General features: G+C 67.3%; 23 protein-coding genes. 11 read left to right on the top strand and 12 right to left on the bottom strand.

The features are described 5' to 3' along the window. Positions 1-100: 100 nt before the first annotated feature. Both KV697_RS13785 and KV697_RS13790 read right to left on the bottom strand, forming a co-directional pair. Positions 101-2,212, bottom strand: a complete 2,112-nt coding sequence (locus tag KV697_RS13785) for a hypothetical protein (RefSeq protein ID WP_219018671.1) — start codon at positions 2,210-2,212, stop codon at positions 101-103. Next, entirely contained in the window at positions 2,209-2,964 is a 756-nt protein-coding gene (locus KV697_RS13790) for a hypothetical protein (RefSeq protein ID WP_219018672.1), read from the bottom strand. The genes KV697_RS13785 and KV697_RS13790 overlap by 4 nt, the downstream gene beginning before the upstream one ends. 231 nt (positions 2,965-3,195) lie before the next feature. Between KV697_RS13790 and KV697_RS13795 the strand changes: the two genes are divergently transcribed. Further along, positions 3,196-4,212: a patatin-like phospholipase family protein gene (locus tag KV697_RS13795; protein ID WP_219018673.1), complete on the top strand. Its 1,017-nt coding sequence runs from the start codon at positions 3,196-3,198 to the stop codon at positions 4,210-4,212. A 630-nt stretch (positions 4,213-4,842) separates the two neighbouring features. Here KV697_RS13795 and KV697_RS13800 read toward each other — a convergent pair. The 5 genes from KV697_RS13800 to KV697_RS13820 form a co-directional block, all read right to left on the bottom strand. Then, a complete protein-coding gene (locus KV697_RS13800) occupies positions 4,843-5,319 on the bottom strand; it encodes a TIR domain-containing protein (protein ID WP_219018674.1) in 477 nt (158 codons plus the stop codon). Between the two features lie 93 nt (positions 5,320-5,412). Continuing rightward, a complete protein-coding gene (locus tag KV697_RS13805; protein WP_219018675.1) occupies positions 5,413-5,844 on the bottom strand; it encodes a TIR domain-containing protein in 432 nt (143 codons plus the stop codon). A gap of 16 nt (positions 5,845-5,860) precedes the next feature. Further along, positions 5,861-6,847 carry a caspase family protein gene (locus tag KV697_RS13810; RefSeq protein ID WP_219018676.1) on the bottom strand — a complete coding sequence of 329 codons (987 nt, stop codon included), beginning with the start codon at positions 6,845-6,847 and terminating at the stop codon, positions 5,861-5,863. Then, positions 6,847-7,236 (bottom strand): TIR domain-containing protein, encoded by a 390-nt coding sequence (locus tag KV697_RS13815; protein ID WP_219018677.1) that lies wholly within the window; start codon positions 7,234-7,236, stop codon positions 6,847-6,849. Before KV697_RS13815 ends, KV697_RS13810 begins: the two co-directional genes overlap by 1 nt. A 103-nt stretch (positions 7,237-7,339) precedes the next feature. Then, entirely contained in the window at positions 7,340-7,813 is a 474-nt protein-coding gene (locus tag KV697_RS13820) for a hypothetical protein (RefSeq protein ID WP_219018678.1), read from the bottom strand. A 159-nt stretch (positions 7,814-7,972) separates the two neighbouring features. Here KV697_RS13820 and KV697_RS13825 point away from each other — a divergent pair, with 159 nt between their 5' ends. The 7 genes from KV697_RS13825 to KV697_RS13855 all read left to right on the top strand — a co-directional run bounded on the left by KV697_RS13825 (position 7,973) and on the right by KV697_RS13855 (position 13,622). Then, the gene (locus KV697_RS13825; protein ID WP_219018679.1) at positions 7,973-8,494 is read left to right on the top strand and encodes a helix-turn-helix domain-containing protein; all 522 of its coding nucleotides are present in this window, start codon (positions 7,973-7,975) and stop codon (positions 8,492-8,494) included. 34 nt (positions 8,495-8,528) lie between these two features. Beyond that, complete coding sequence (locus tag KV697_RS13830; protein WP_219018680.1) at positions 8,529-8,879, top strand: hypothetical protein; 351 nt, start codon at positions 8,529-8,531, stop codon at positions 8,877-8,879. 59 nt (positions 8,880-8,938) lie between these two features. Continuing rightward, positions 8,939-9,400 (top strand): hypothetical protein, encoded by a 462-nt coding sequence (locus KV697_RS13835; protein ID WP_219018681.1) that lies wholly within the window; start codon positions 8,939-8,941, stop codon positions 9,398-9,400. Positions 9,401-9,528: 128 nt separating this feature from the next. Continuing rightward, positions 9,529-9,972 carry a JAB domain-containing protein gene (locus tag KV697_RS13840; RefSeq protein ID WP_219018682.1) on the top strand — a complete coding sequence of 148 codons (444 nt, stop codon included), beginning with the start codon at positions 9,529-9,531 and terminating at the stop codon, positions 9,970-9,972. A gap of 56 nt (positions 9,973-10,028) precedes the next feature. Beyond that, the gene (locus KV697_RS13845) at positions 10,029-10,451 is read left to right on the top strand and encodes a hypothetical protein (protein WP_219018683.1); all 423 of its coding nucleotides are present in this window, start codon (positions 10,029-10,031) and stop codon (positions 10,449-10,451) included. A 105-nt stretch (positions 10,452-10,556) separates the two neighbouring features. Continuing rightward, positions 10,557-11,666 (top strand): ComEC/Rec2 family competence protein, encoded by a 1,110-nt coding sequence (locus KV697_RS13850; RefSeq protein ID WP_219018684.1) that lies wholly within the window; start codon positions 10,557-10,559, stop codon positions 11,664-11,666. A gap of 51 nt (positions 11,667-11,717) precedes the next feature. After that, the gene (locus KV697_RS13855) at positions 11,718-13,622 is read left to right on the top strand and encodes a CHAT domain-containing protein (RefSeq protein ID WP_219018685.1); all 1,905 of its coding nucleotides are present in this window, start codon (positions 11,718-11,720) and stop codon (positions 13,620-13,622) included. Here KV697_RS13855 and KV697_RS13860 read toward each other — a convergent pair. Genes KV697_RS13860 through KV697_RS13870 form a run of 3 tightly spaced genes read right to left on the bottom strand, consistent with a single transcriptional unit; the run spans position 13,619 to position 17,512 of the window. Next, a complete protein-coding gene (locus KV697_RS13860) occupies positions 13,619-16,138 on the bottom strand; it encodes a S8 family peptidase (RefSeq protein WP_219018686.1) in 2,520 nt (839 codons plus the stop codon). The two genes, KV697_RS13855 and KV697_RS13860, sit on opposite strands and share 4 nt — an antisense overlap. 45 nt (positions 16,139-16,183) lie before the next feature. Next, positions 16,184-17,164, bottom strand: a complete 981-nt coding sequence (locus KV697_RS13865) for an AAA family ATPase (RefSeq protein WP_219018687.1) — start codon at positions 17,162-17,164, stop codon at positions 16,184-16,186. Between the two features lie 9 nt (positions 17,165-17,173). Further along, positions 17,174-17,512, bottom strand: a complete 339-nt coding sequence (locus tag KV697_RS13870) for a hypothetical protein (protein WP_219018688.1) — start codon at positions 17,510-17,512, stop codon at positions 17,174-17,176. A gap of 142 nt (positions 17,513-17,654) precedes the next feature. Here KV697_RS13870 and KV697_RS13875 point away from each other — a divergent pair, with 142 nt between their 5' ends. After that, positions 17,655-18,035, top strand: coding sequence for a hypothetical protein (locus KV697_RS13875; RefSeq protein WP_219018689.1), 381 nt, complete (start codon positions 17,655-17,657; stop codon positions 18,033-18,035). A 49-nt stretch (positions 18,036-18,084) separates the two neighbouring features. Here the strand turns inward: KV697_RS13875 and KV697_RS13880 are convergent, their stop codons facing one another. Both KV697_RS13880 and KV697_RS20320 read right to left on the bottom strand, forming a co-directional pair. Next, a complete protein-coding gene (locus tag KV697_RS13880) occupies positions 18,085-19,011 on the bottom strand; it encodes a hypothetical protein (protein WP_219018690.1) in 927 nt (308 codons plus the stop codon). A gap of 220 nt (positions 19,012-19,231) precedes the next feature. Next, a complete protein-coding gene (locus tag KV697_RS20320; RefSeq protein ID WP_374011366.1) occupies positions 19,232-19,393 on the bottom strand; it encodes a hypothetical protein in 162 nt (53 codons plus the stop codon). 396 nt (positions 19,394-19,789) lie between these two features. On the opposite strand from KV697_RS20320, the gene KV697_RS13885 reads away from it, so the two are divergent. Further along, positions 19,790-20,437, top strand: coding sequence for a hypothetical protein (locus KV697_RS13885; protein WP_219018691.1), 648 nt, complete (start codon positions 19,790-19,792; stop codon positions 20,435-20,437). 296 nt (positions 20,438-20,733) lie between these two features. Continuing rightward, positions 20,734-20,973 (top strand): hypothetical protein, encoded by a 240-nt coding sequence (locus tag KV697_RS13890; protein WP_219018692.1) that lies wholly within the window; start codon positions 20,734-20,736, stop codon positions 20,971-20,973. Positions 20,974-21,044: the final 71 nt, after the last annotated feature.

Here is a 21,044-nt window from a genome sequence, read left to right on the forward strand (position 1 = left end):
CCGGCGGGGAAGCCGCACCTCCGGCGGTCGGCGTCCGCGGATCCGGCCTTCCGCGGTGCGGATGGGGCGGCGACCGATCGTCCGGCGGGCGTCGATCTGCTTACGCAAGCCACGAATCTCCGCTTGGGACGTGGGAGCGAAGCGCCCTCAATCGAGGACCTTCGGCATCGATAAGCAGCTCATAGCTCTCGAACGGGCGTATCGGCACGTGCTTGGCGCCGCCATGCGGTCTCTCCACCACCGAGATCGTGCCGCGAAGGGTACCGTCGCTCCAACGCGCGTGGGTGAGCACGAGCTGCAGCGCCGCCCCCAGGTGCTCGTCGTCGAGCACGTCGTAAATCACACTCCCCGCTTCCACGTCGACGAAGCCGGATCTCGCGACCACGGCCCTCACCACCGACGCCAGCACCAGCGACTTCACACGGGATGGCAGAGGTGATGACAGACGCCTCAGCTGCAGCGCCACCACGGACCAAATGGTCGCCAGGTCCGCTTCCAGCTCGAGGAGGTCCCGCATCTCGACCGGGAACTCGCCTACCCGGAGGCAGTCGAGCATGACCATGCTCGACGAGGTGGGGACGAGCCTGAGGGTCTCGATCCGTTCGAAGTCGACCGTCGGTGACGTCGGGGCCGGCTTGCGGCCCGCATCGGCCATCTTCCCGCTCCACATGTCGGGCAGGCGGACGGAGAAGGCGCGCCTGCCGCCCACAGCCCGGAATCGCGGCTCCCCGGACCGGCGGGCGTTCTCGATGCGCCAACGTCCACCCTTCATCAGCGCCGCCGCGTTGGACGCGTGGCGAGATTCGTCGTCGACGTCGGCCTCGGCAGATGAGACGAGCAGGCCACCCGAAGCCCTGGAACCCACCAGAGCCCTGTTCACGAGCCTGCCGCCGACGACCTCTACGCCGTCGAAGAGGCAGCGCCGGACGTCATCGTCGAGCAGCACGCCGATGTCGCGCGCTCCGGGATCGACGACGTGGACCGCGTTCCAGGGAGTGAGCCCGAGGGACCAAGCGCGGCCGTAGAGGGAGGCGAGCACGTACGGGGCATCCGATCTGCCGGCCGCCCGGAGGAGCACGGATCGGGGATGAGGTGCGTCATAGATGCCTTCGGCTAGTTCGGCAGCGATGGCTGCGGCGAGCCGGACTGCGACGGCGTCCGTCTTCTGTAGGGCACCCGCCTGGTACGCCCCCACGTTGGGCAGATCGATCCTGCCGTGCGGGAAGTCGCGCAAATTGGTCGGGCTCGGCTCGGCAACGCCGCGTCTCGACGTACCGACCGCGATCATCATCGTCCTCATGTCGACCGCAGCCTGACGCGCCTCCTCCTCGGCGTCGCGGTCGCGCGCCTCGAAGACGATCGCAGTCGTCGGAAACTCCTTCGGCACGACGCTTCCGAGCGTCCGCACTCCGACGTCCAGCGCCTTGCCGGCGACGCCCCCATCCAGAAGGTGGGTGAGCCTCGCACCCAGCACCGTGATCCAGAGATCGGGGGCGGCCCTCTCGTGCTCGGGATCTCCTTCCTCTGCGAGACGCAGCGTCCAGCCCGCCTTGGGTCGGTCGAACAGGTCCGGTAGACGCGCCGTCACCTCGTCCAGCGCCCTGCGCAGCACGGAGACGTCGCCGCTGGTGGCACCGGGCATGCCGTGTACAGAAGCCGAGGACCGGTCGAGGGAAACGTACAGCTCGTCGAGCCACGCCGTTCCTCGCGCCCCCCGCATGGAGGCGAGCGAACGTCTGAGCATGGGCGTGAGGACGCTGAGGTCCCGCCAATCCCGCGCACCATCGGGAGTGAGGTCGACGAGGCGCCTCATCGCCAGACGGGCGTAGCGGTTCTCCAGATCGCCGTTGCCGAGAAAGGTTGCGACCTCGAAGCCGAGCATCGGACGCGATCGCATCGCCTCCTCCTCGACGAGCTCGAACAGACGGTCCCGCAGCGCAGCCTCCTCGCAGGCGATCGTCTCGTCGCCGAACCTGAACCCCCAGAGGGCTTCGTCGCCCAGGGAGACCGTTCTGTTTCCGACCGGCAGCAGGGCGGTGTCCTGATCCTCGGCGATCTCGAAGCGCTCCACCAGACCGTCCCGGCCGATGCGCTGAACGAGCCTCGCATTCTCGAGTGGCGCGGAGAAGACCGGGATCATGAATCCCAGTCCCAGGCCGGCCGGATCGAGCAGCCCCGCCAGTTCGGCGCGCGGCGTGTTGGAGAACGTCACAGCATGCCCCGCTTCCTGAGGAGACCCTTGGCCTGTACGTAAAGCTGGCTGGCGTAGAACGACGGACTCTGCCGGCCGAAGGTCTCGTAGCTCAGCGGTACCGCCCCGCTGGCGGCCAACGCCCTGGCGACCACCGGCTCGTCGAACAACAGCGGCGGCCCGATGATTGCCTTGAGCGCCGACTCAATGACAACGTCCTCCTCGAGTTGAATCTCGATCGTCGTGCGCCGATCGTCGTCGTCCGCCAGCGCCGGATCCCGCGACAGCCTGACGATCGCGCGGGCCTCAGGATGGAGCAGGGAAATGTCTATTTCCTCGCGCGTCGGCATCTGATGGAAGTAGTTGGCGTTCGTCTCGAAGAACGCGCCGACAATCCTCCTCGGGAGATCGGGCGAGGGATGGAGCTCGAAGCGGTCGCGCGCCAGCGGGCCGACCATCGGTTGGTACCTGGCGAAGCCCCCACTGTCGAACGGGACAATCCTGACCGCCCGGCCGATGAGTCCGGCATCAAGCACGAGGCACATCGGGAGATGCTCCTCCATCCGGGCGGGCAGCATGCCCGGCATCGGCTTGAAGGCGGGCCGGCCGTAGAAGAGGTAGACCATCGGCCTGTCGCCGTAGTTCGAACACGGACGCACGCGCAGCGCGCCCTGGTCGAGGGCTCGGACTCCCTGGAGGACCGGGGTACAGTGCATCAGCGACATGCTCCGGCGCGTTGGCGTCTCGCCGTTCAGGAATTCCAGGAGGCTCATGACGGCATCGCTGCCACAGCGTGCTCGACCCCGTCCACCGAAACGGCCGTTTCGCACCGATCCGGTTCGATCGGACGTTGCCAAAGGCGGGCCGCGATGACTTCCTTGCCGGTCGGGGTAGGAGAGGAGAGGCGGATCATGACGGGAGCGACGGTAACGGCAGGGGAAGGGGGTGAGGCCGCGCCGAGGGGCGGCACGGCGATATGCCTGTCGGGAGGCGGATACCGGGCGATGGTCTTTCACGTTGGCGCCCTATGGCGCATACACGAGCTGGGCCTGCTGCTCGACGTCGACCGCGTCTCCTCCGTGTCCGGCGGTTCGATCACCGCTGGGGTGCTCGCGCTCGCCTGGCGGCAGCTGACGACCGGAGGTTCCTTCGCCGATCTCGTGGCGGAGCCGACTCTGGAGCTCGCCGGCAGGACCATCGATCGCGGCGCCCTCGTCGGCGGCGCCCTGCTGCCGGGCACCATAAGCCAGCGGGTCGCGGACACGTACGACGAACAGCTGTTCCACGGCGCGACGCTCCAGTCCCTTCCCGACCGGCCGCGCTTCGTCATCAACGCCACGAACCTGGAGACCGGAGCCCTTTGGCGGTTCTCGAAGCCGTACATGCGGGACTGGCGCGTCGGATCCATCGCTCATCCCGATCTGCGCATCGCCGACGCCGTCGCCGCATCGTCGGCGTTTCCACCCGTGCTGTCGCCGTACGTGCTGGACGTCGAGCCCGCCGACTTCGACGTCGTGGAACGGGGCCTCGGAGACGAGTTCCGGCGCAACGTCAGCCTGACGGACGGCGGGGTGTACGACAACCTGGGACTCGAGCCGGCGTGGAAGAGGTGCAGGACCCTCCTGGTCTCCGACGGCGGAGGGATCGCGGGCGACGACTCGTCGCCGCCGGCCGACTGGGCTCAGCAGTCCAGACGCGTCCTCGACGTCATAGATGGGCAGGTGCGCGCTCTGCGCAAGCGGCAGCTGATTGGCGCCTTCCGTACGGGCGAGCGGCAGGGCGCCTACTGGGGCATGCGCACGGATCCCGACGACTACGGCGTCCCGATCCTGCTGCGATATCGGCCCGAGGGACGCACCGAACTCGCCGCTGTGCCCACCCGCCTAAAGCGCATGCCCGTCGATCTCCGGCGCAGAATGGTCAATCTGGGCTATGTGCTGACCGACGCGGCGCTGCGGGCGCACGTCGTGCCGGAGGCGCAACCAGCGACGTCCCTCCCCTTCGCGGATGCCGGGATCTAAGCTTCTGCGGGGGTCGATACCTCGGGAAGATGCAGGCAGACGACACGGATTGTGCATGGTGAACCGCTAGGCGTCCGGCGGCCGAGGCTGCCTCGACAGGATGAGCGAGTTGCGTGAAGGCGGGAGCGGGTGACGGACGTCCTGCAAGGGGAATCGGTGCAGGTGCGGCGGCTCCGGCCGCCTAGCTTCTCGCAGATTTCGCCAAGAGCCAGCCGTGGCGCGCGAGTACGCTGTACTTCGGATTCCTCTCGACCGAGGCGTGCATGATCGATCCGCCGACAATGGCTTCTTCACGGCCGCTTCGCCCTCGCCGACGGTGTGGCCGACGCCCTCGGCGGAATGCGATGGAGTGGTTTCGGCGCGGCGGCGATCGCGCCGGCCGCAAGACAGGCCGCCGCAGCCCAGGTGATATGCCTGTTCTGCGCGACTCCGCCAGTGAATCCGGGGTTCAGGTGGTCTGGTCGGTGTCGACCCTCTTAGGCTCTCGCTTCGGCTACCCATTCATCGGCCGGCCGCAGAACGCCACGTCGACGTCGATCGCCCACGGCCGAGAAGGACGTCGCGCCCTCAGACCGACACGGACGAACCGAACGACGCGTGCGGCTCTCGTCGGAAGGGCGGATCGTCGGCTCACTGGCGAAGGGAGGCCTTCAGCTCGGTGAAGAACTCGCTGGTCGTGGAGCGTCTCGCATAGCCCGCATCGAACTGCGCCCGCTTCTCGACGAGGGACCGGGCGGTTCGCTTGCTGATGCGCGCGTACTCGTCGAGGTCCGAATCGCTGCGCAGGTACGGCCATTTGCGAAGAAACTCTGGTGGGATGTGGTTAGCGCCGGAGAAGGTCGCGAGCGGGAAGCTCTTCTCGGTCGCCACGCCGATCTCCCAGGGAACCCACTGCGAGCTGGACGTCGAAGCCGATACGATCGCGAGCAGCTGCGTACACTTGGCCATCTCCTCCCGGATGTGATCGGCGAGCGTCTCCACCGGACCGCCGTAGTAGGGATCGATGACGTCCACGTAGCAGTCGATCGCATGCACGGTCCGGAGCCGGGCGGCTACGGCCGCGGCCAGCACGGAATCGTGCCGCTGGTGAGATATGAAAACCTTCAAGTCGGGTCTCCTGACCGGTGGTTGGGGCGAGGGCGGCATGGCGGAGGCCGCCTGAATGCGGGGGAGGGCGGAGGATCGCGACGCCCGGGGACGTCAGCGGTAGTAGAGCTCCCAGATCCCCTCCACCACGGAGCGGGAACTCCATCCGACGCAGCGGGTGGCCGCATTCTGGACGGTGGAGGCCGTGCGGAGCTGCCCGCGCGGGTTCACTGCGAGGATCGGCTTGCCGTAGAACGCCGCCCCGTCGATCTCCTTTCCGATCCACTTGCTGTAATGCGCGTACATGCCGGTCGGAATGACGATGACGTGGCTACGACGTATCTGGTTGTATATGGCGTCCCTGAGCTGCCTGTCGTTCGAGGCCGTGAGGATCGGATCGCTGCGGGGAACCGAATAGTCGTGCAGCAGCATCGACGCCGACCCGACGCGCCACGACTGCCCGAAGATCCAGCCGGACAGGGTGTCGTAGTGGCCGGAGTAGCGCCACGAATGGCTGATGAAGACGTGTATCTGGTGGATGCTCACGCTGCGGCCGACTCGATTATATGCGGCGCAGCTTGGCGAGCTTGCGGTAGTGGGCGCCCGTCGCCGTCAGGCGGCAGCCGGTCGAATTCACCGCTGCGTAGTACATGAACTCCTCGTCCACGGGCACCACCAGTCCATGCCGATTGCAGTTCTGCAGATCCTTGAAGATGCGCACGTGATCGGGATCGACGGGCACGTGGTCGAGGTGGGGAGCGTTGCTGCGGTCCTCCTCGTACGACGGGTCCAACGCGTAGACGCTGGCACGTTCGGGAAAGTATTCGGGAAGAGCCCTGAGGACGGCGTCGGGTACCTTGGGTGGCACCTTCCTCAGAGCGATGAAGGTCTGGACGTTCGCCTTGTAGATCGGACGCTGCTCCCAGGCACCCAGCGTCTGGTCGACGTGGGAATAGAGCGCGGCGGGCGTCACGTTGCCGCGGATGTCGGAACAGCCGCCCTTCAGACCGTCCAGCAGGATCTCCGTGAACATCCCGTGCGGGCCATCGTCCGCCTCCCCGTCGCGATGCGTCGCGGTGAGGATGGTCACGCCCGTGCCGATCACGGACGCCGCGCCCTTTCCGAGACCCGCTATCTCCCCGGCGTAGCCCGAATGGCAGCTGTCGAGGATGATCACGCTCGACTTGATGCGCGGATGCGCGGCGTTCGCGAGGCTCAGGATCTCGGACATGCCCATGCCCCACGAGCCCTTCTTTCCGTCCTGCCCGACGATGTAGCCGGCGTTCGTCTCCGGGTTGAGGATGCCGTGGCCGGCGAAGTAGAGCAGGGCGATGTCGGCCTCTGCCCGGAACAGCTCCTCAACCGCCTCGCCGAGCAGGACGTTGGTGACGGCAGCGACGTCGCTGGTCAGGGTCCGCACCTCGAAGTTCGGCGAGCCGTCGCCGTTGGACTCCAGGAGCTGGGTGATCGCGTTCGCGTCGGCGACGCACCCCTGCAGGGGCGCCGCGGCGTAGTCGTCGATGCCGACGACGAGGGCCCTCTTGATCATCAGCGCGCGCCCCCGACAAGCTTCTTGAGGTTGTCCCAGGTCCATTCGTAGACCTTGTCGCCGGCCCTCGCGGACTTCGGCTTCTTGCCGGTCTTTCCCGAGTAGCCATTGAGGAGGAAGTAGGGCTTGCCTTCCTCCTGTGCGATCGTGACCTCGGCACTGACGCCGTTCGCGGTGTCCGTATGCTGCCCGCAGATCACGCAGACCACGTCGGTCGCACGGATGCGGCTGCGGGCCTTCGCCTTCCAGTCGCCGTCGATGTGCTCCTTTATCGACCAGTCGGCCAGTTCGAACGGACTGTCGGCGTTCCTCGCCTGTCCGACGAGGAAGGTCTTGAGCGTCTCGTCGTGATCGTAGTCGAAGCTGATGAACAGCCTGGTCTTCGCCATTGTCCCCTCCCGGTGCGTCCGCGCAGGAACACATCGTGACCAGATAGCACCCGGACAACCGGGCGGGGAGGACCTTTTCTGACCGATTCGGCGCGAGTTCGGTTCAGCCCTTCCCCAGATCGTGGTGCTCGCGTCGAACCGGGTCGATTCGTCGGACCGGCTTGCCCAATCCGAGGGCGTATTCGACGATGTCGCCCGTACCGCCTCTACCCCGTGCGGGCCTGCCGTCCCATATCGCGACCAGGAGGTCCGTCTCCTCGACTATCCGCCGCCCTGCCTGCAGGAAGGCCTCCTCGCCCTCGAAACCGCCGAGTGCCACCACGTCGCCGCGGCCCAGCAGATCGCGATAGCGAGCCAGCGCCTGCGGGGTTCCGTAGCACTCTTCGTACCATTCGCCCGGAACCACGGTCGTCAACGAACCTCCCATACGAAGCACCGTCTCGGCGAATAGCTGATCGGCACCGATCGCGAGCGACGACCAGCCCTCGATCGGGCAGGGGAGGCCGACGAGCAGCCCCTCCAGCGCCTCGCCCGTCCATTGCCAGTCGGCACCGTCCCGCTCCTGATGCCCACTCACGCCTATCCTCATGCGTTCCTTCCCGTTGATCGCCGCTCGAGGCATGTAAACCATCGAGCCGCGCAAGCTATCCCTTCCCTACGCCGGGAGCGGCCGCACGCATCCCCAGTCCGCGGTCGTGCGTGGCGAGTTGACGCCTGCTGACCTAGAAGGCGGAGGATGGCTGCCAACCCCCTCGATTCGTTGACTCCCAAGGAACGCGACTGCCTCCGGCTCGTGGCGCCGGACAGGAAGAGCGCGGTTATCGCCGCGCAGCTGGGGATCGCGGTGCCGACGGTCGAGACGCACATCAGGTCGGCGCGTGCGAAGCTAGGCGGGGTCAGCCGGTTCGTGGCCGCGCGCATGCTGACGGAGCACGAGGCTCGTCAACCGCTGACTAGTCAGGGTCTGACGATCGCCGAACCGATGAAGGCGGATGCAGGAGACTGGTCGAGCCGATCACACGAGGTCGGCTCCCGACCGCTGGTGATGGCAGATGCCCGTGCCGCCTTCGACGACGGCGCCACGCGGCATTCCCCCGGACGCTCGACGGCCGATCGCAATCGGCTGTCGACGCTCAATCGGATGGCCCTCATCGCGTTCTGCCTGCTGGCGATGGTGGTCGCGGGAATCGCGTCCATTCCTCTGTCCGAAGCGGTGCAGCACGTCGCGCGGCTCGTGATGACGCAACGACGAGACTGATCCCGGCGCCTCGCCGCCGGGCGAGGAGAAGACCATGCTGAACGACCGACTCTCCGCAGCCCACAGCGTGCGGGACGCGTACGTCCCCCTGAAGCGGGATACCGACCACCTCGCCCAGCGGGCGAGCGAATGCCTCATCGCGATCCAGCATGCGCGGGTACGCTCCGGGCTGCCGCTCGGAACCGGTGCGGCGCCGCTCGCCGACATCGCGCGCGGAGCGGCGCTGCTCTACGAAGCGCAGCGCTGCTTCGCGGAGGCGCACCCTAAGCTCGCCGCCCTCATCGACGAGGCGGGGCTGGGCCGCTTCTACGCCTACGGCGACGACGAGTGCCCGCCCGACGCGAAGTACGGAGCGCTCCCGCGGCCCGTGATCGCGGCGGCCTGACGGACGGCGGCCGATGCAGGGGAACTTGACGCCGACGCATGCGGGTGCCCCCATGCGGCATGGATCTCCGTGCAAGCCTCGTCGCGCTGCTGCTCCGCTTCTGGGTGCCCCTGCTCCTGACGTGTCTATATGCGATCAGGAGGGGCGGCGGTCCCGAGCGGGCCGCCGGCTGGATGCTTCTGGCCGCGGCGATCGCCACGGTCGCCGTACGGTCGGACTTCAAGGTCCGCTACGCTTTAGTGCAGGCCTCGGTCGCGGCGATCGACGTCGCACTGCTCGTGGGCCTGCTGCTGCTGGCCGCGAAGGCTGATCGAAGGTGGCCGATGCTTCTGGCCGCGCTCCATGCGGTGACGGTGCTGGGTCACGTGGGCAAGCTGCTCAACCCGGAGCTGCTGCGCCTCGGCTATGCGGTGATGATCGCGTTACCGACACTGCCGGGGCTCGCGGTCCTGGCGATCGGAACGCGGCGTCACCGCTCCCGGGTACGGAGGTACGGGACAGATCCGTCCTGGAGCGGCTGATCGCGATCTGCGGACTGGATGATCCCGGAGGAAGGGCCGATCTTCTGCTCCGGGAGTTCGGTTCCGCCGGCGCCGTCCTGGGATCGGCAGGGGGCCTGCGTCTGCGCAGATGCGTCGGGGATCCGCGCATGGAGGAACTCGTCGGCGCCGTTTCGGACGTCCTGCGGTGCGCCCTCGCCGGCGGGGTGCGCGGCCGATGCGTCCTTGCCGATCGGGTGGCGGTGCTCGAATACCTTCGCATAGAGATGGCGTTCACGCGTCGCGAGACGCTCCGCGTGCTCTACCTCGATGCCGGCCACCGGCTCCTCCTGGACGAGGTCGCCGCGGAGGGCACCGTCGACTCCCTATCGTTCTACGCCCGCGAGATCGTGATCCGTGCGCTTGAAGTCGGCGCCGTGGGGCTCGTCCTGGCGCACAACCACCCGGGAGGAAGCCCAGACGCCTCGCCTGCCGACCTCGCGGCCACGGACGCCCTCGTCAGAGCCTGCTCCCCCCTGGGCATCGCCGTCCTCGATCATCTCGTGGTAGCGGAACAGGGCACGCGCAGCTTACGCGTCGGCACGAAGGCGTGAACGGGTCGGCCCACCGTCCCTGGAACGACGCAGCCTCCGATCTGCTCGATTCGACCGTGACGAAGCTGCGGGCGCTGCTCGATCACGCCCCCAGGAGCGTGCGGAGGCGGTTCGTGCTTCCGCCGACGGAGGGCGACAGCCAGGAGGCGGTGGCGCGGATGCTCTACGAGCAGCGCCGGATGCGTGCGGAGGCGTTCGGAGACCACTCCACGGTGTTCGTGGAGCCGGCGTGGGACCTCCTCCTCGACCTGTTCCTGGCGCGGGCCGAAGGCCGGATCGTGTCAGCGTCCGCGACCAGCATCGGAGCGTGCGTCCCGCCGACCACGGCGCTGAGATGCGTGGGCGCGCTCAGACGAAGAGGCCTCGTGACGACGCGTCCCCATCCGACGGATCGGCGGATGAAGGTGGTCGAACTATCGCCGGACGGCGCCGCGATGGTCGAGCGCTACCTCTCGATGCTCAGGTCGCCGGGCGACTGAAGCGCGCAGGCCCCGGTTCCGCAGGTTTCCGATCCCACCGATCCGGTGACGAAGCCGCTTGGCATCCTACGTGCGTCGGGCCCACAGCGATGCGGGAGAATCGCCATGGACGTGTTCAAGCTCACGCTGCTGCCGGCCGGAGACGGCGACTGCCTGCTGCTCACCTGGGGCGACGACGGCGGTCTGCACCACATGATCGTCGACGGCGGCCGCGCGTCAGCCTACCCCAGGCTGCACGCCCGCCTCGCGGACATGGCACGCAGATCCGAGCCCCTGCACCTCTACGTGCTCACCCACATAGACGCCGACCACATCGCGGGGGCGCTCACCTTCCTCCGCGCGAAGGATCGTCCGCTCGCCCCGGCGGACGTCTGGTTCAACGGACATGCGCAGACGCGGCGCGTGTGCCGGAGGAGCTTCAGACAGGGCGACGAATATTCAGAACTCCTCGCCGGAACCGGCTGGCCGTGGAACCGCCACTTCCGAGACGGGGTGGCCGCCGTCGAGACGGCGCCGGATCCGATCGACGTGGCTGGATTGCGGATCACGATGCTCTCGCCGACGCTCGAGCGGCTGGCACGGCTGGGTGAGGAATGGGACCGCTGGTTCACGGGGGCTCCCGGACGCCCCGAGCGTCGTGGCACGCGCAGGCCCGGCGAGCAGCTGACGCCGATTCCCGAGCCGCTCGTGCTGGAGCCGCTCGCGGTGGACGGACCGATCGATACCGAAACGCCGAACGGCTCGAGCATCGCCTTCATCGCGGAATGGCGCGGCAGACGGGTCCTGCTGGGTGCCGATGCGCACCCCGACGTCCTCGCATCCTCCCTCGGCCCCCTGGCCGCGGCCGAGGGGGGGCGCCTGCACGTCGACCTCCTCAAGGCCCCGCACCACGGCAGCGCGAAGAACATGAGCCGACAGCTGATCGAGGCGCTGGACTGCCGGTCGCTGGCGATCTCCAGCAACGGCAACATCCACGGGCACCCCGATCCGGAGGCCATCGCGCGCTTCGTCCTGCATGGCGCCCCCGGCATGAAGCACCTGCACTTCAACTACGACACGCCGAGGACGTCGCCGTGGCGCAGCATGGACGCCGGTGCCAGATACGGTTTCGACGCCCGCTTCCCCGAAGAAGTCGACGGCGTGATGGAAATCGACCTGCTCGCGCTCGACGACGGCGGGGACGCCGGCGTATCCGTGGATGCGCACGAGCAGTAGGCCACGTCGCGCCGGCATCGGTGACGACATCCGACGGACCCGGAGATCGAAGTGCACTGGACCAGCTTAACCGAACTCGCCGCCAGAATCGCCGCGTCGCTCGAGGTACGGCATCCCGGAATGGTGAGCCGCGTACACGCAGCGCTCCGCGGAGACGTGGTGGTGCTGGCGGGCGAGGTCGCCAGCGAGGATTGCCGCAGCGACGCCAAGCGTCTCGCTCTGTCGTTCGACGGAGTTTTCAAGGTGCGCAACGAAATCATCGTCGCCGGCTACCTGGCCCCCGCCAGCGACGACGATCTCGACTCGTACTTCCGGTCACCGGCTCCGGAACCGCCGCGAAGGAAGCGGGGATATCCCGTGGGAGGCGGCCTGCAGCGGCGCAGCGACCGGTCCGGCGTCGAACGTCGCATCGTGAAGGCCGGACGGAGACCGGACGGGGACGTGGACCTCGTGGACGTCCTGAGATGTCCGTCGATCGGAAGCACAGGAAACCTCGTGCCTGCCGGACGCGTCGAGATCTCGGTCGATCTCAAGACCGGATCGACGGGCGCCGCGTCGATCGCCGTGGGTCGGTTTCCCGCGGACTGGACGACGATCGCTGTCGCCGTGCAGCTGATCGCACCATGGGCGGAGGCGGTGGAAACGGTGTCGGGCGCCGTCATCCTCAACGCCGACGGCACCTCAACGCCGGCGGTCTTCTCCTGCCGGATAGCCCCGGACTTCGACGGATCGTCCGCCCAGGTGCAGGCGGTCTTCATGCACGGGACCCGGATCTGCGGCTTCCTCGCGAAGGACCTCCTCCCGACCGGGAACGCGGACGGCAGGAGCGGAGAGGCCGACCGCGCGTCCACGGTCGACATCGGCGACGGACCCGGGGACGCATCGAGCATCTCCGCAGCGTTGACGCCGAGCGTGAGGGTGGTGCCCGACGCCGCGGGGCCCAGTCTGACCGTCACCATCACGTCGGCCGATCGCGACGCGCAGACCTGGTTCTGGCAGGCCGCCATGCCGGGAGGACTGTCGGTCGGCATCGGCCGGATCGATCTTAAGGACGATGCAAAGCGGTTTTCGGACACCCTCCTCGGATCCTGCCCCGATCTTGCGCCCAATCGCGTCGGCCGGGTCATGGACGGCATCGGTGAGCACCTCTGGAGAGTGGCGCCCGCGGAGTTCAGGGAGGGTTACGCGAAGTGGCGCGCAGCCCTCGGCACCGACTTCCCGATCCAGTTCATCACCGAGGACCCCTACGTACCGTGGGAAATGATGAAGCCGGAGATCGCGGACGCGGGCCACCTCTTCGTCGACCATCCGGTCGCCAGGTGGCCCGCGCAGCGTACGGGGCTTCTGAGGGAGAGACTCGGCCGCGGTGAGATACTCTCCTTCGTGCCCAGCTACGCTCCGGGTCAGGGTCTGCCCCATGCGGAGCTCGAAGGCAGATGGATGGCCCAGGCGCTCGGAGCCGTGACGATGACGGCCCGCACCGATGCGTTCTTCGACGTGCTGGACGGCCGGCATCCGAACGGCGTCGCGATGATCCACTTCGCGGGGCATGGGCGGGTGGACACGGGGCAGCGCGACGGCGGCATCCAGCTGGAGGACGGCTTCGTCGGCGTCATGGACGTCGATCAGACGCGGACCGTCGTCGGTCTCGAGTGCGCCACCCTCGTGCTGCTGAACGCGTGCGAGACCTCGGCCGGCGCCAGGATGCTCGGCACGAACACCGGCTGGGGAGCGGCAATCGCCGCCCGGGGCTTCGGTGGGCTCCTCGCTCCGCTCTGGGAGGTCGACGACGGCATGGCGTTGGAGATGATTAAGGCCGTGCTGCCCGCGCTCCTGCAGAGGCGGGAGACCCTCGGCGAGTCGCTCAGAACGGCACGACGGGTGCACTGCGCGTCGTCCGCCTCCGCCTTCGCCTACCTGGCGCACGGCGACGTGATGGCGACGTTTCCGTCCTAGACGGCGACGACCGCCGGCACGTCCACCAGCAACCCGGCCGGAACGGCATTCCGCATCTCGACCATGAGATCGCCTCTGACGGTCGGCGTGCGGATCGACGTGATCAGGCTGAATCGGACGGGAACGTCGGCCTTCTCGACCCGTCGACCGGCAGCCCACCAGCCCCTGACGGGCATGACGTTGACGAGCCGCCGTCCGACGAGCTGGTAGGCCGGTCCCCTCCAGACGTCCTGATGGACCGTTCCGCGATTCCGCCGCTGCCAGCCGAGCAGCCAGCCCGCATCGTCCGCCGTCGAGGAATCCCCGGCCACGGCCCGGTTCACCCTGCGCTGAGCCTGAACCTCGCTCTCCTGGTACCTCTGCATGTCGAACCTGAGGCCATGCGACGGATAGAACTGCCGCCGCTCGAGTCCCGCGCTGTGCAGGTCCGGTTCGACGAAGTAGGAAAGCGTGCAGCGCAGTTCGACCTCGGTTCCCGCCAGGGAGCGTAGCGCGGCATCCGGCCACGGCAGTCGGAAGCTCTTCATCTGACGGAGCTTGACGCTGCCGCCCGAACCGGGCTCATAGGGCAGGAGTTCGTCCTCGGCGACGAGGGTCGCCGCGTTCGAGGCGCTCCAGAAGACGCGCTCCTCGTCCGGAACGCCCCAGCCGAAACAGTCCAGCGTGGCGGCGACGGCGTCCCGCGGCATCGCGCCGGCTCGGACCAGCGCCGTCCGTCGCGCCTCCATGGCGTCGGTCCATTCCGCGCAATGCACGAGCAGACCCCGTACGGTCTCCGGACGAAGCGCGGGATATCGCGCCATCACCCGGGCCGCGAGGCGAGCCGCGGCTGCGCAGGCCGCCGACGTGTCGCCCGTCAGGGTAATGCGATCGATCCTATTGGAAGTGGTGGCGATCATGTCCGGACCATGCGCCCGCGAGGTGGTGCCGCCGGGATCGATGCCGTGGTTGCCGCCCTCCATGACGATGTCCGGCTTGTGGCGGCGACCGTCCCAAGCCTGAGCCGTGCGCGACCGGGGCGACAGATTGCCCTCGTCGGCCAGAGGCGTCGGTCCCGAACACTTGGACGTCAGCGCTCCCACGGACAGAACGTTGAGCGCCTGGGCGGGCGACTGGATCCCGTCCTCCTCGTTCAGCTTGGCATACGCCGCGACCTGATAGGGGGCGGTGGCCGTGGTCGTCACGTTCCCGACGGCGACGCAGAACAGCCGGCCGGCCAGACCGTCGTTGAAGGCCAGCGCATCCATCGAACCCGAGCTGGACGTCGGGCGACCGTCCTCGGCCTCCCCGACGATCGTGGCGGCCAGGCAGTAGACGCGCGGGTGGCGGACGCTACCCTCCGCCAGGGCCACCGCCCTCGCGATGGCATCGCGCGCCGGCAGCTTCACCACGCTGTCGGGATTGAAGACGACGACGGATTCCAGCCCGGTCTCCAGGGCCACCCGCCCGCTCGTGGCGGCGAGGTCCGAAAGGTCGCCGTACAACGCGACGCCGGCCATCATCGAACCGTGACCGTGGGCATCGAAGGGGTCCCATGCACCGACCACTGCACGACAGCGCGCTGCCGGGAGGGAGTGGGAGAGCAGCGCGCTGCCGGGATTGACCCCCGTGTCCAGCAGGGTGACCCAAGGTGCGGCTGGAGGCGCAGGCACGACCCGCGTCGAAATCGCCGCGATCTGTCGGAGCCTCTCCGGCGGCGGCAGGTCCTGGTGATCCGCGATGAAGTTGGACGCGCCGCGGAGTTCGACGACGGCCGCACTGCGGAGCACCAGCCTGGCGAGCGCGGCCTTCGTGGCGACGCAGTTATAGACGGCGATGTCGACGAATTCGGTGGCGGTCCCGGTGATCCCGATGCGGAGTTGCGCGGCGCCCGTCTCGAAGACCTCCCGCATGGAGCTGCGGACCCATATCTCCCATTCGACCGCGCCCCTCGCGCGCGGGAAGTGCTCGAGCGGATCCGTCCAGAGATCCTCGATCTCGGCCGGGCGGAACGTCTCGGCGCTCTCGAACAGCCAGAAGCTCCTGGTCCGGCGGACGGCCGCACCGTCGGCGGTCTGATCGTCCGTCAGTTCGTCGGGGTCCTCCTCGGGCTGCTCCCACTCCTCGTAGCCGTCGAGTGCCTTGTTAAGGCTCTTAAGCGCATTCGAACTGAGGTAGTAGACGGCCCGGTCGCGTTTGCGCGCGCCTTGGACGTCGAGGAAGCGTCTCACGTTGAGCAGCTGCCTGCCCCGGCTGTTCGCCCTCAGCGTATCCCCCACCGCCAGCCGCTCCCCCTCGCGAGAATGGACCGTCACGGTGACGCCCAGCTTGGACTTGGGAATGCCGAGAGCGACCTGTTCCGCCCGGAGCGCCCGCGCCTCCTCGGACAGCCTGCCGAGGTCGCCGCGCAGCCGCCCGGCGTGCGCCACCCGATCCGACACGGCACTCGGCCGATCCGTGCCTCCGCGACCGACCGGTTCGAATTCCTCGGAGGCGCGGCCCAGACCACGGACGACCAGATGACGATGGAGCGGCATACGGTAGGGTTAGCAGTCCGATGTCACGACTGCCAATCGCACTTCTCACCGATCCGGTCGGGATCTCTCCGAGAGCGCCGCGACGAGGATCCCGCCGTCGAGCAGGCCGTCGTTCTCGAGCACGGCGTCGCGGGCCGCATCCTCGCCCGCAGCGACGATGTCCGCCTGACTGAGCCCGGACGCCGCGCTGCAGACCACGTCCCAGTCGAAGCCCGAGAGATCGAAGCGGGGGAGCCTGTGGGTCAGGATCCGCCTGACGTGCTCGGGTTCGGGAAGGTCGTAGCGGATGGTTGCGTCGAAGCGCCGGAAGATCGCCCGATCGAGCAGTTCCTGATGGTTCGTCGCCGCCAGGACGAGGCTCCCCGATGCGTCCTCGTCGAGGAACTGCAGGAAGGAGTTCAGCATGCGGCGGGCCTCGCCGATGTCGTTCTCCGCCCCACGCCGCGTGGCGAGCGCATCGACCTCGTCGAAGAAGTAGACGCCGCGCGCGTTGGTCATCGCGTCGAAGACGATCCGCAGCTTCGCGGCGGTCTCTCCCATGAACTTGGTGATGACGCCGTCCAGAAGCACGGTGAACAGCGGCAGGCCGAGTTCGCCCGCTATCGCGGCCGCCGTCGTCGTCTTGCCGGTACCGGGCGGTCCCGACAGGAGCAGCTTGCGCCGCGGATGAAGGCCCTGGTCCGCCAGGAGACCGCGCTCGCGCTGCTCGCGAACGATGCGCCGCAGCCGGGCGCCGACGTCGTCCGCCACCACGACGTCCGACAGCCGCGTCTCGGGATAGGACGCCCGGACGAGCGAGGCGAGTTCACCCCGGGGTGCGGCGATGAGTGCCGGCCGCGTCGAGGTCCGACGTTCGCCGATCTCCTCCTTCAGCGACCCCACGAGCGTGCCTATCTCCTCGGCCATCCGATGATGGCCCGCGCTGCGCGCGTCGTTGGCGATGTGTTCGGCGATCGCGAGGAAGCGTTCGTCATCTCCGGCCGCATGGCTCCGGATCATCCCGATCAATTGCTTGCTGCTGGCCATCGTGCGCCCCTAGTGCTTCCGTTCGACGAGGTCGAGAGCTCGCGCCATCAATGTCCGCGCGGCATCCAGAAGCATGGCGCATTCAGATAATAAACGCAACGATTCCTGCACCGGGTGATCCTCGTTTCCGTCGCCGCTGGCGGGGTTGAGCAGCTTGGCGGCCCGGTCTCGCAACGAGGGTGAGAACGAGCGCGAGGACAGACTTCTGCTGATCGTACCTTTGTCTACTCCGAGGAACGAGGCGAGTGCGCTCTGCGAGACCTCATGCCGTCGCATGAAGTCCCTCAGTCCGGCGGCCAGCGCCTCGTCCGTTTCACGAGCCCGTCTGCCCATGTCGCCATGTTGCATTTAACGTTGCATTTTGAAAGCCCCGTGCAACACTCAAGATGTCTTCTCGATCGGGGAAGCGGGCTGGAGCAGGAGGAGCGAGACCTCGTCATGAAGACGGGTACGGCTTCTTTCGCACACGCTGCCGGAATCTACTTCCTGAATGGCGTTTGCCCATGGAGCGGGGCTGTACCAGACTGGCAAGGCCGTGGCCGGTGGCCACGTCCATCGATCGCCTTCGCTTGTCCTGAGTACCTGCGCTCTGCCGCTCGTCGGCTCGGGCTCGCTCTTCCGAGCCGTCCTAGCTGTGCAGACGGACGTCCTGCACCAGTGGAAATCGTTTCTGCCGAAATGCGTACGCCGCCTCACCCCGGTCGCCGGATTCCACGTCAGCGACCTCCGTGTCGGCGGGGCGAAGTTCATCACGAGAATCAAAGCCGAACGGGTCATGCTCGTCCGCGATGTCAGTCTCAGGCGGGTTGCGGTGGCGGCTGTCACCGGGACGCCGGTCCTCACCGAGAACTTCGTAGGCTATTCGGGGTGAAGGGCGGATGCGATCCCGGTCATCGTCTCCCGGCCGCTCGCGTTCGAGCTCAGACCGTCCCGACCGCCTGATAGCCGTAGATCTCCATGTCGACGGATCTGGGCGTCCAGGTCTGCGAGTGTCCCGAGACGGCATAGCGCAGGATCTCGTCCGCGAAGCGGGCGTAGGACGTTCCTCTTCCAAGGCCCAGTCTCCCCAGCACGACGCTGTCGTAGATGAAGAAAGAGTCGCGCGCATGGAAGTGGAGGTACTTCGAACAGAAGGAGCGGCGGTTGATGACCCGGCGCGCGGCCTGCGGACCGAGCCATCTCCTCGTGAAGGAGACGACCGTCGCCTCGAACTCCGCATGCGCCGCTACGACGAGCGGTAGAGTGCGTAGGCTGACCCTGCCTTCTCTGCGCACCTCGTCGAGCCGTTCGTCGAGGTCCGAGCTCGCGACGGCGCGAGCCAGTTCGACGAAGAACCCGTCTCCGTCGTCCGCGTGGTGCGCACCCACGCCCCGCTTCAGGGAGGCCCGGTAGTGATCGCCTATCAGCCGCAACTTGGCTTCGACGATGCCGACATCAACGTGCGAATGATGTTCCGAGCACAGGCGATAGAGGACGGAGTTCGCGAAGCCGCCGTCATCCCGCCGACCCCGCAGCTTCCGGTCCGAGGAATTCCCATGACTCGTCGACGGGCGTGCCGACGCACGATTGACGATCCGTTCGACGGCGTCCGCACCCCGCAGCAGCGGGGTGTCGGCGAAACCCCATCCGGGCGGCCAATTGTCGGTGCGCGCGAACTTCTGGTGGAAGCCGTCGAAATGGTGCTCGCGACAGAGGTCCTGGATCAGATGCGGTTCGTCCCGCCACTTCACCCCGGTCGCCGACTGCGTCCGCGACTTGTTGAAGGGGTAGCGGTCGCGCAGGGCGTGGTGGGTCTCGGCCACGTTGCCGCACCCCTCCATTGAGCAGATAGCCGTTTCGTTCATCATGCTTCCTTCTGCTTCCCCGACACTTAACAGGCCCTTGTCAACTTGGCGTCCGACCTCCGCCCCGATGCCCCGACAGCGTCCCGGCATGGGAGACGGACTTCCGTCCGAATGCCGAAAAAAGCGCGCTGTGAGCTGCGAGGTGGGGGCGCCTTCGACTCGAAGGCCGACATCGTCCTGACCGTTAGGGCCTGCGGGATCGATCTCTGTCCCCGGTGAAACCCTAAGGTCGAGGCCTCTGATCGATGACGCAGAGCCTACCGAATCCACGGCTCGACCTCGCGCTTAGCGGCATGCCGGCGTAGAAGCGGATGCCGGGCTCACCAGTGACCAGGGGGTTGGTCGAGGATCGGTCGTCGGCGGTGGCGTCGCAGATGACCGTCACCGCGGTGCGGAGGATAGCGTGCGTGCAGAACCTGCGCGTCTCCTGTGATTTTAGACCTTATCTCGCCTGAAGCCACTGACAATCGGCATCGACGAGCGAGATCAGGGCGCTGGGAGCACGGAACGCGTCAACAGCCGCCCGCACGGCCGCGTTTAACTGCGCCTCGTCGGGCATATCCAGTAGGCCGTAGCTCCTCGGCCTGGACACCCGTATCCTCCCACTGGGTCCTCCGGCACGAGCGGTTTCAACTTAGCTCCGGCATGCGCCGATGCGCATGCGGTGGAGACGGGACCGGCTCCGTCGGGTCGTGCACGAAGCACGTGCGCACCGGCATCCTAGCGTAGCAGGGCGTAGGCAGGGGTTTATGGTTGGCCGGATAGCCGCTAGCATGGTCAAATGGACGACGAGCGGATGGTCACAACACTCGGGGCGCTTGCGCACGAGACGCGGCTCGCCATCTGCCGCATCCTCGTGCGAACCGGAGTGGAGGGCATGCCCGCCGGGGGGATCACCGAGCGCTTTCATGAGAAGGCGCGGCTTAGCGAGCCGCGATTTTCCGCTACGGGGCTGCTGATAGCCGCTTGGCGGTACAGTCTCGATTTCGGCCATTTTGCGCGCTCGTCGGCGGGCTCAAGCGGCGATAAGATCGAGATGGCGGGCCTGAAGATTCGGGTGATCCTCCACGAACGTGAACCACCGAGCCTGCCGGCGATCTACATCCTCATCGGCGCCGCCGAACTCCAACAGGGTATTCCTGAAGTCGCACGCAGCCTAGCCCCTCGGCCGCCGTCAAAGGCACGTCGCAGCGGATGGGCGGTGTTCCGGCGACGGCGCACCCGCGGCTCGATCGCGGCCGATGCTTCGTCATCGTCGCCGTTCAATCCTCGGTGTGCCGTCAATGGCTGTCGCTCGAGGCCGAACGGGATGGGTCTGCATGTCCGCTATGGCGCGTCGGAACCAGCCCCCCGTTCCCCTAAGAGGAATTGCGTGGAAGCGCGGACCGGAACGCGCGAGGAGCGGCGGCAACGAGAACAGCGTCGGTAGCATCGCCGGCAACATTCCTTCGCGATAGTGTTGCTGCTCGAGGCTCCATACGCGATTGCCGACGCTGCTAAAAGCTTTCGGCAGCCGTGCCTGACCGACGAACAAAATGACGTAAAGTCAGGCGCTAAGATGAAGCGGCGAAGAACATTGGCAACACGACGTGATTGCGGTCAAGATGGTTGACGCTACCATTCGGATATGAGGTTTGGCAACGGGGACAGCGGGACATCCGTTATTGGCGGAGGACAATTTTCCCGAAATCGCCGGTTTATTCGCCCTGTCGCCAGTCGTGTGACGTGGGCTTTCAGGACGGATCCTCGCCTCGGAACCTGGTCGGGCGCGGCGTGGTTCATGGCGGCATGGTCGTGATCGGATGCCTGTCGCTATTCCTCCTGCCGCTGATCGGTCTGGTGGTCGGCGGTTATTTCGGTGGTCTCACGGTCGGCCTTTGGGTTGCGGCAGGCGGGTTCGTGCTCGCGCTCGCGGCCTGTTGCCTCTCTTTCTTCGCGTTGATGAAGGCCCGCCCCCCGCACTGAGACGGCCCGATTTCACTCCGACAAAATGATTGCAATGGCCATATATCTATTTCACATACGCAATTAGCAAT

This window comes from Sphingomonas sanguinis, assembly GCF_019297835.1.
Classification (GTDB): Bacteria; Pseudomonadota; Alphaproteobacteria; order Sphingomonadales; family Sphingomonadaceae; genus Sphingomonas; species Sphingomonas sanguinis_D.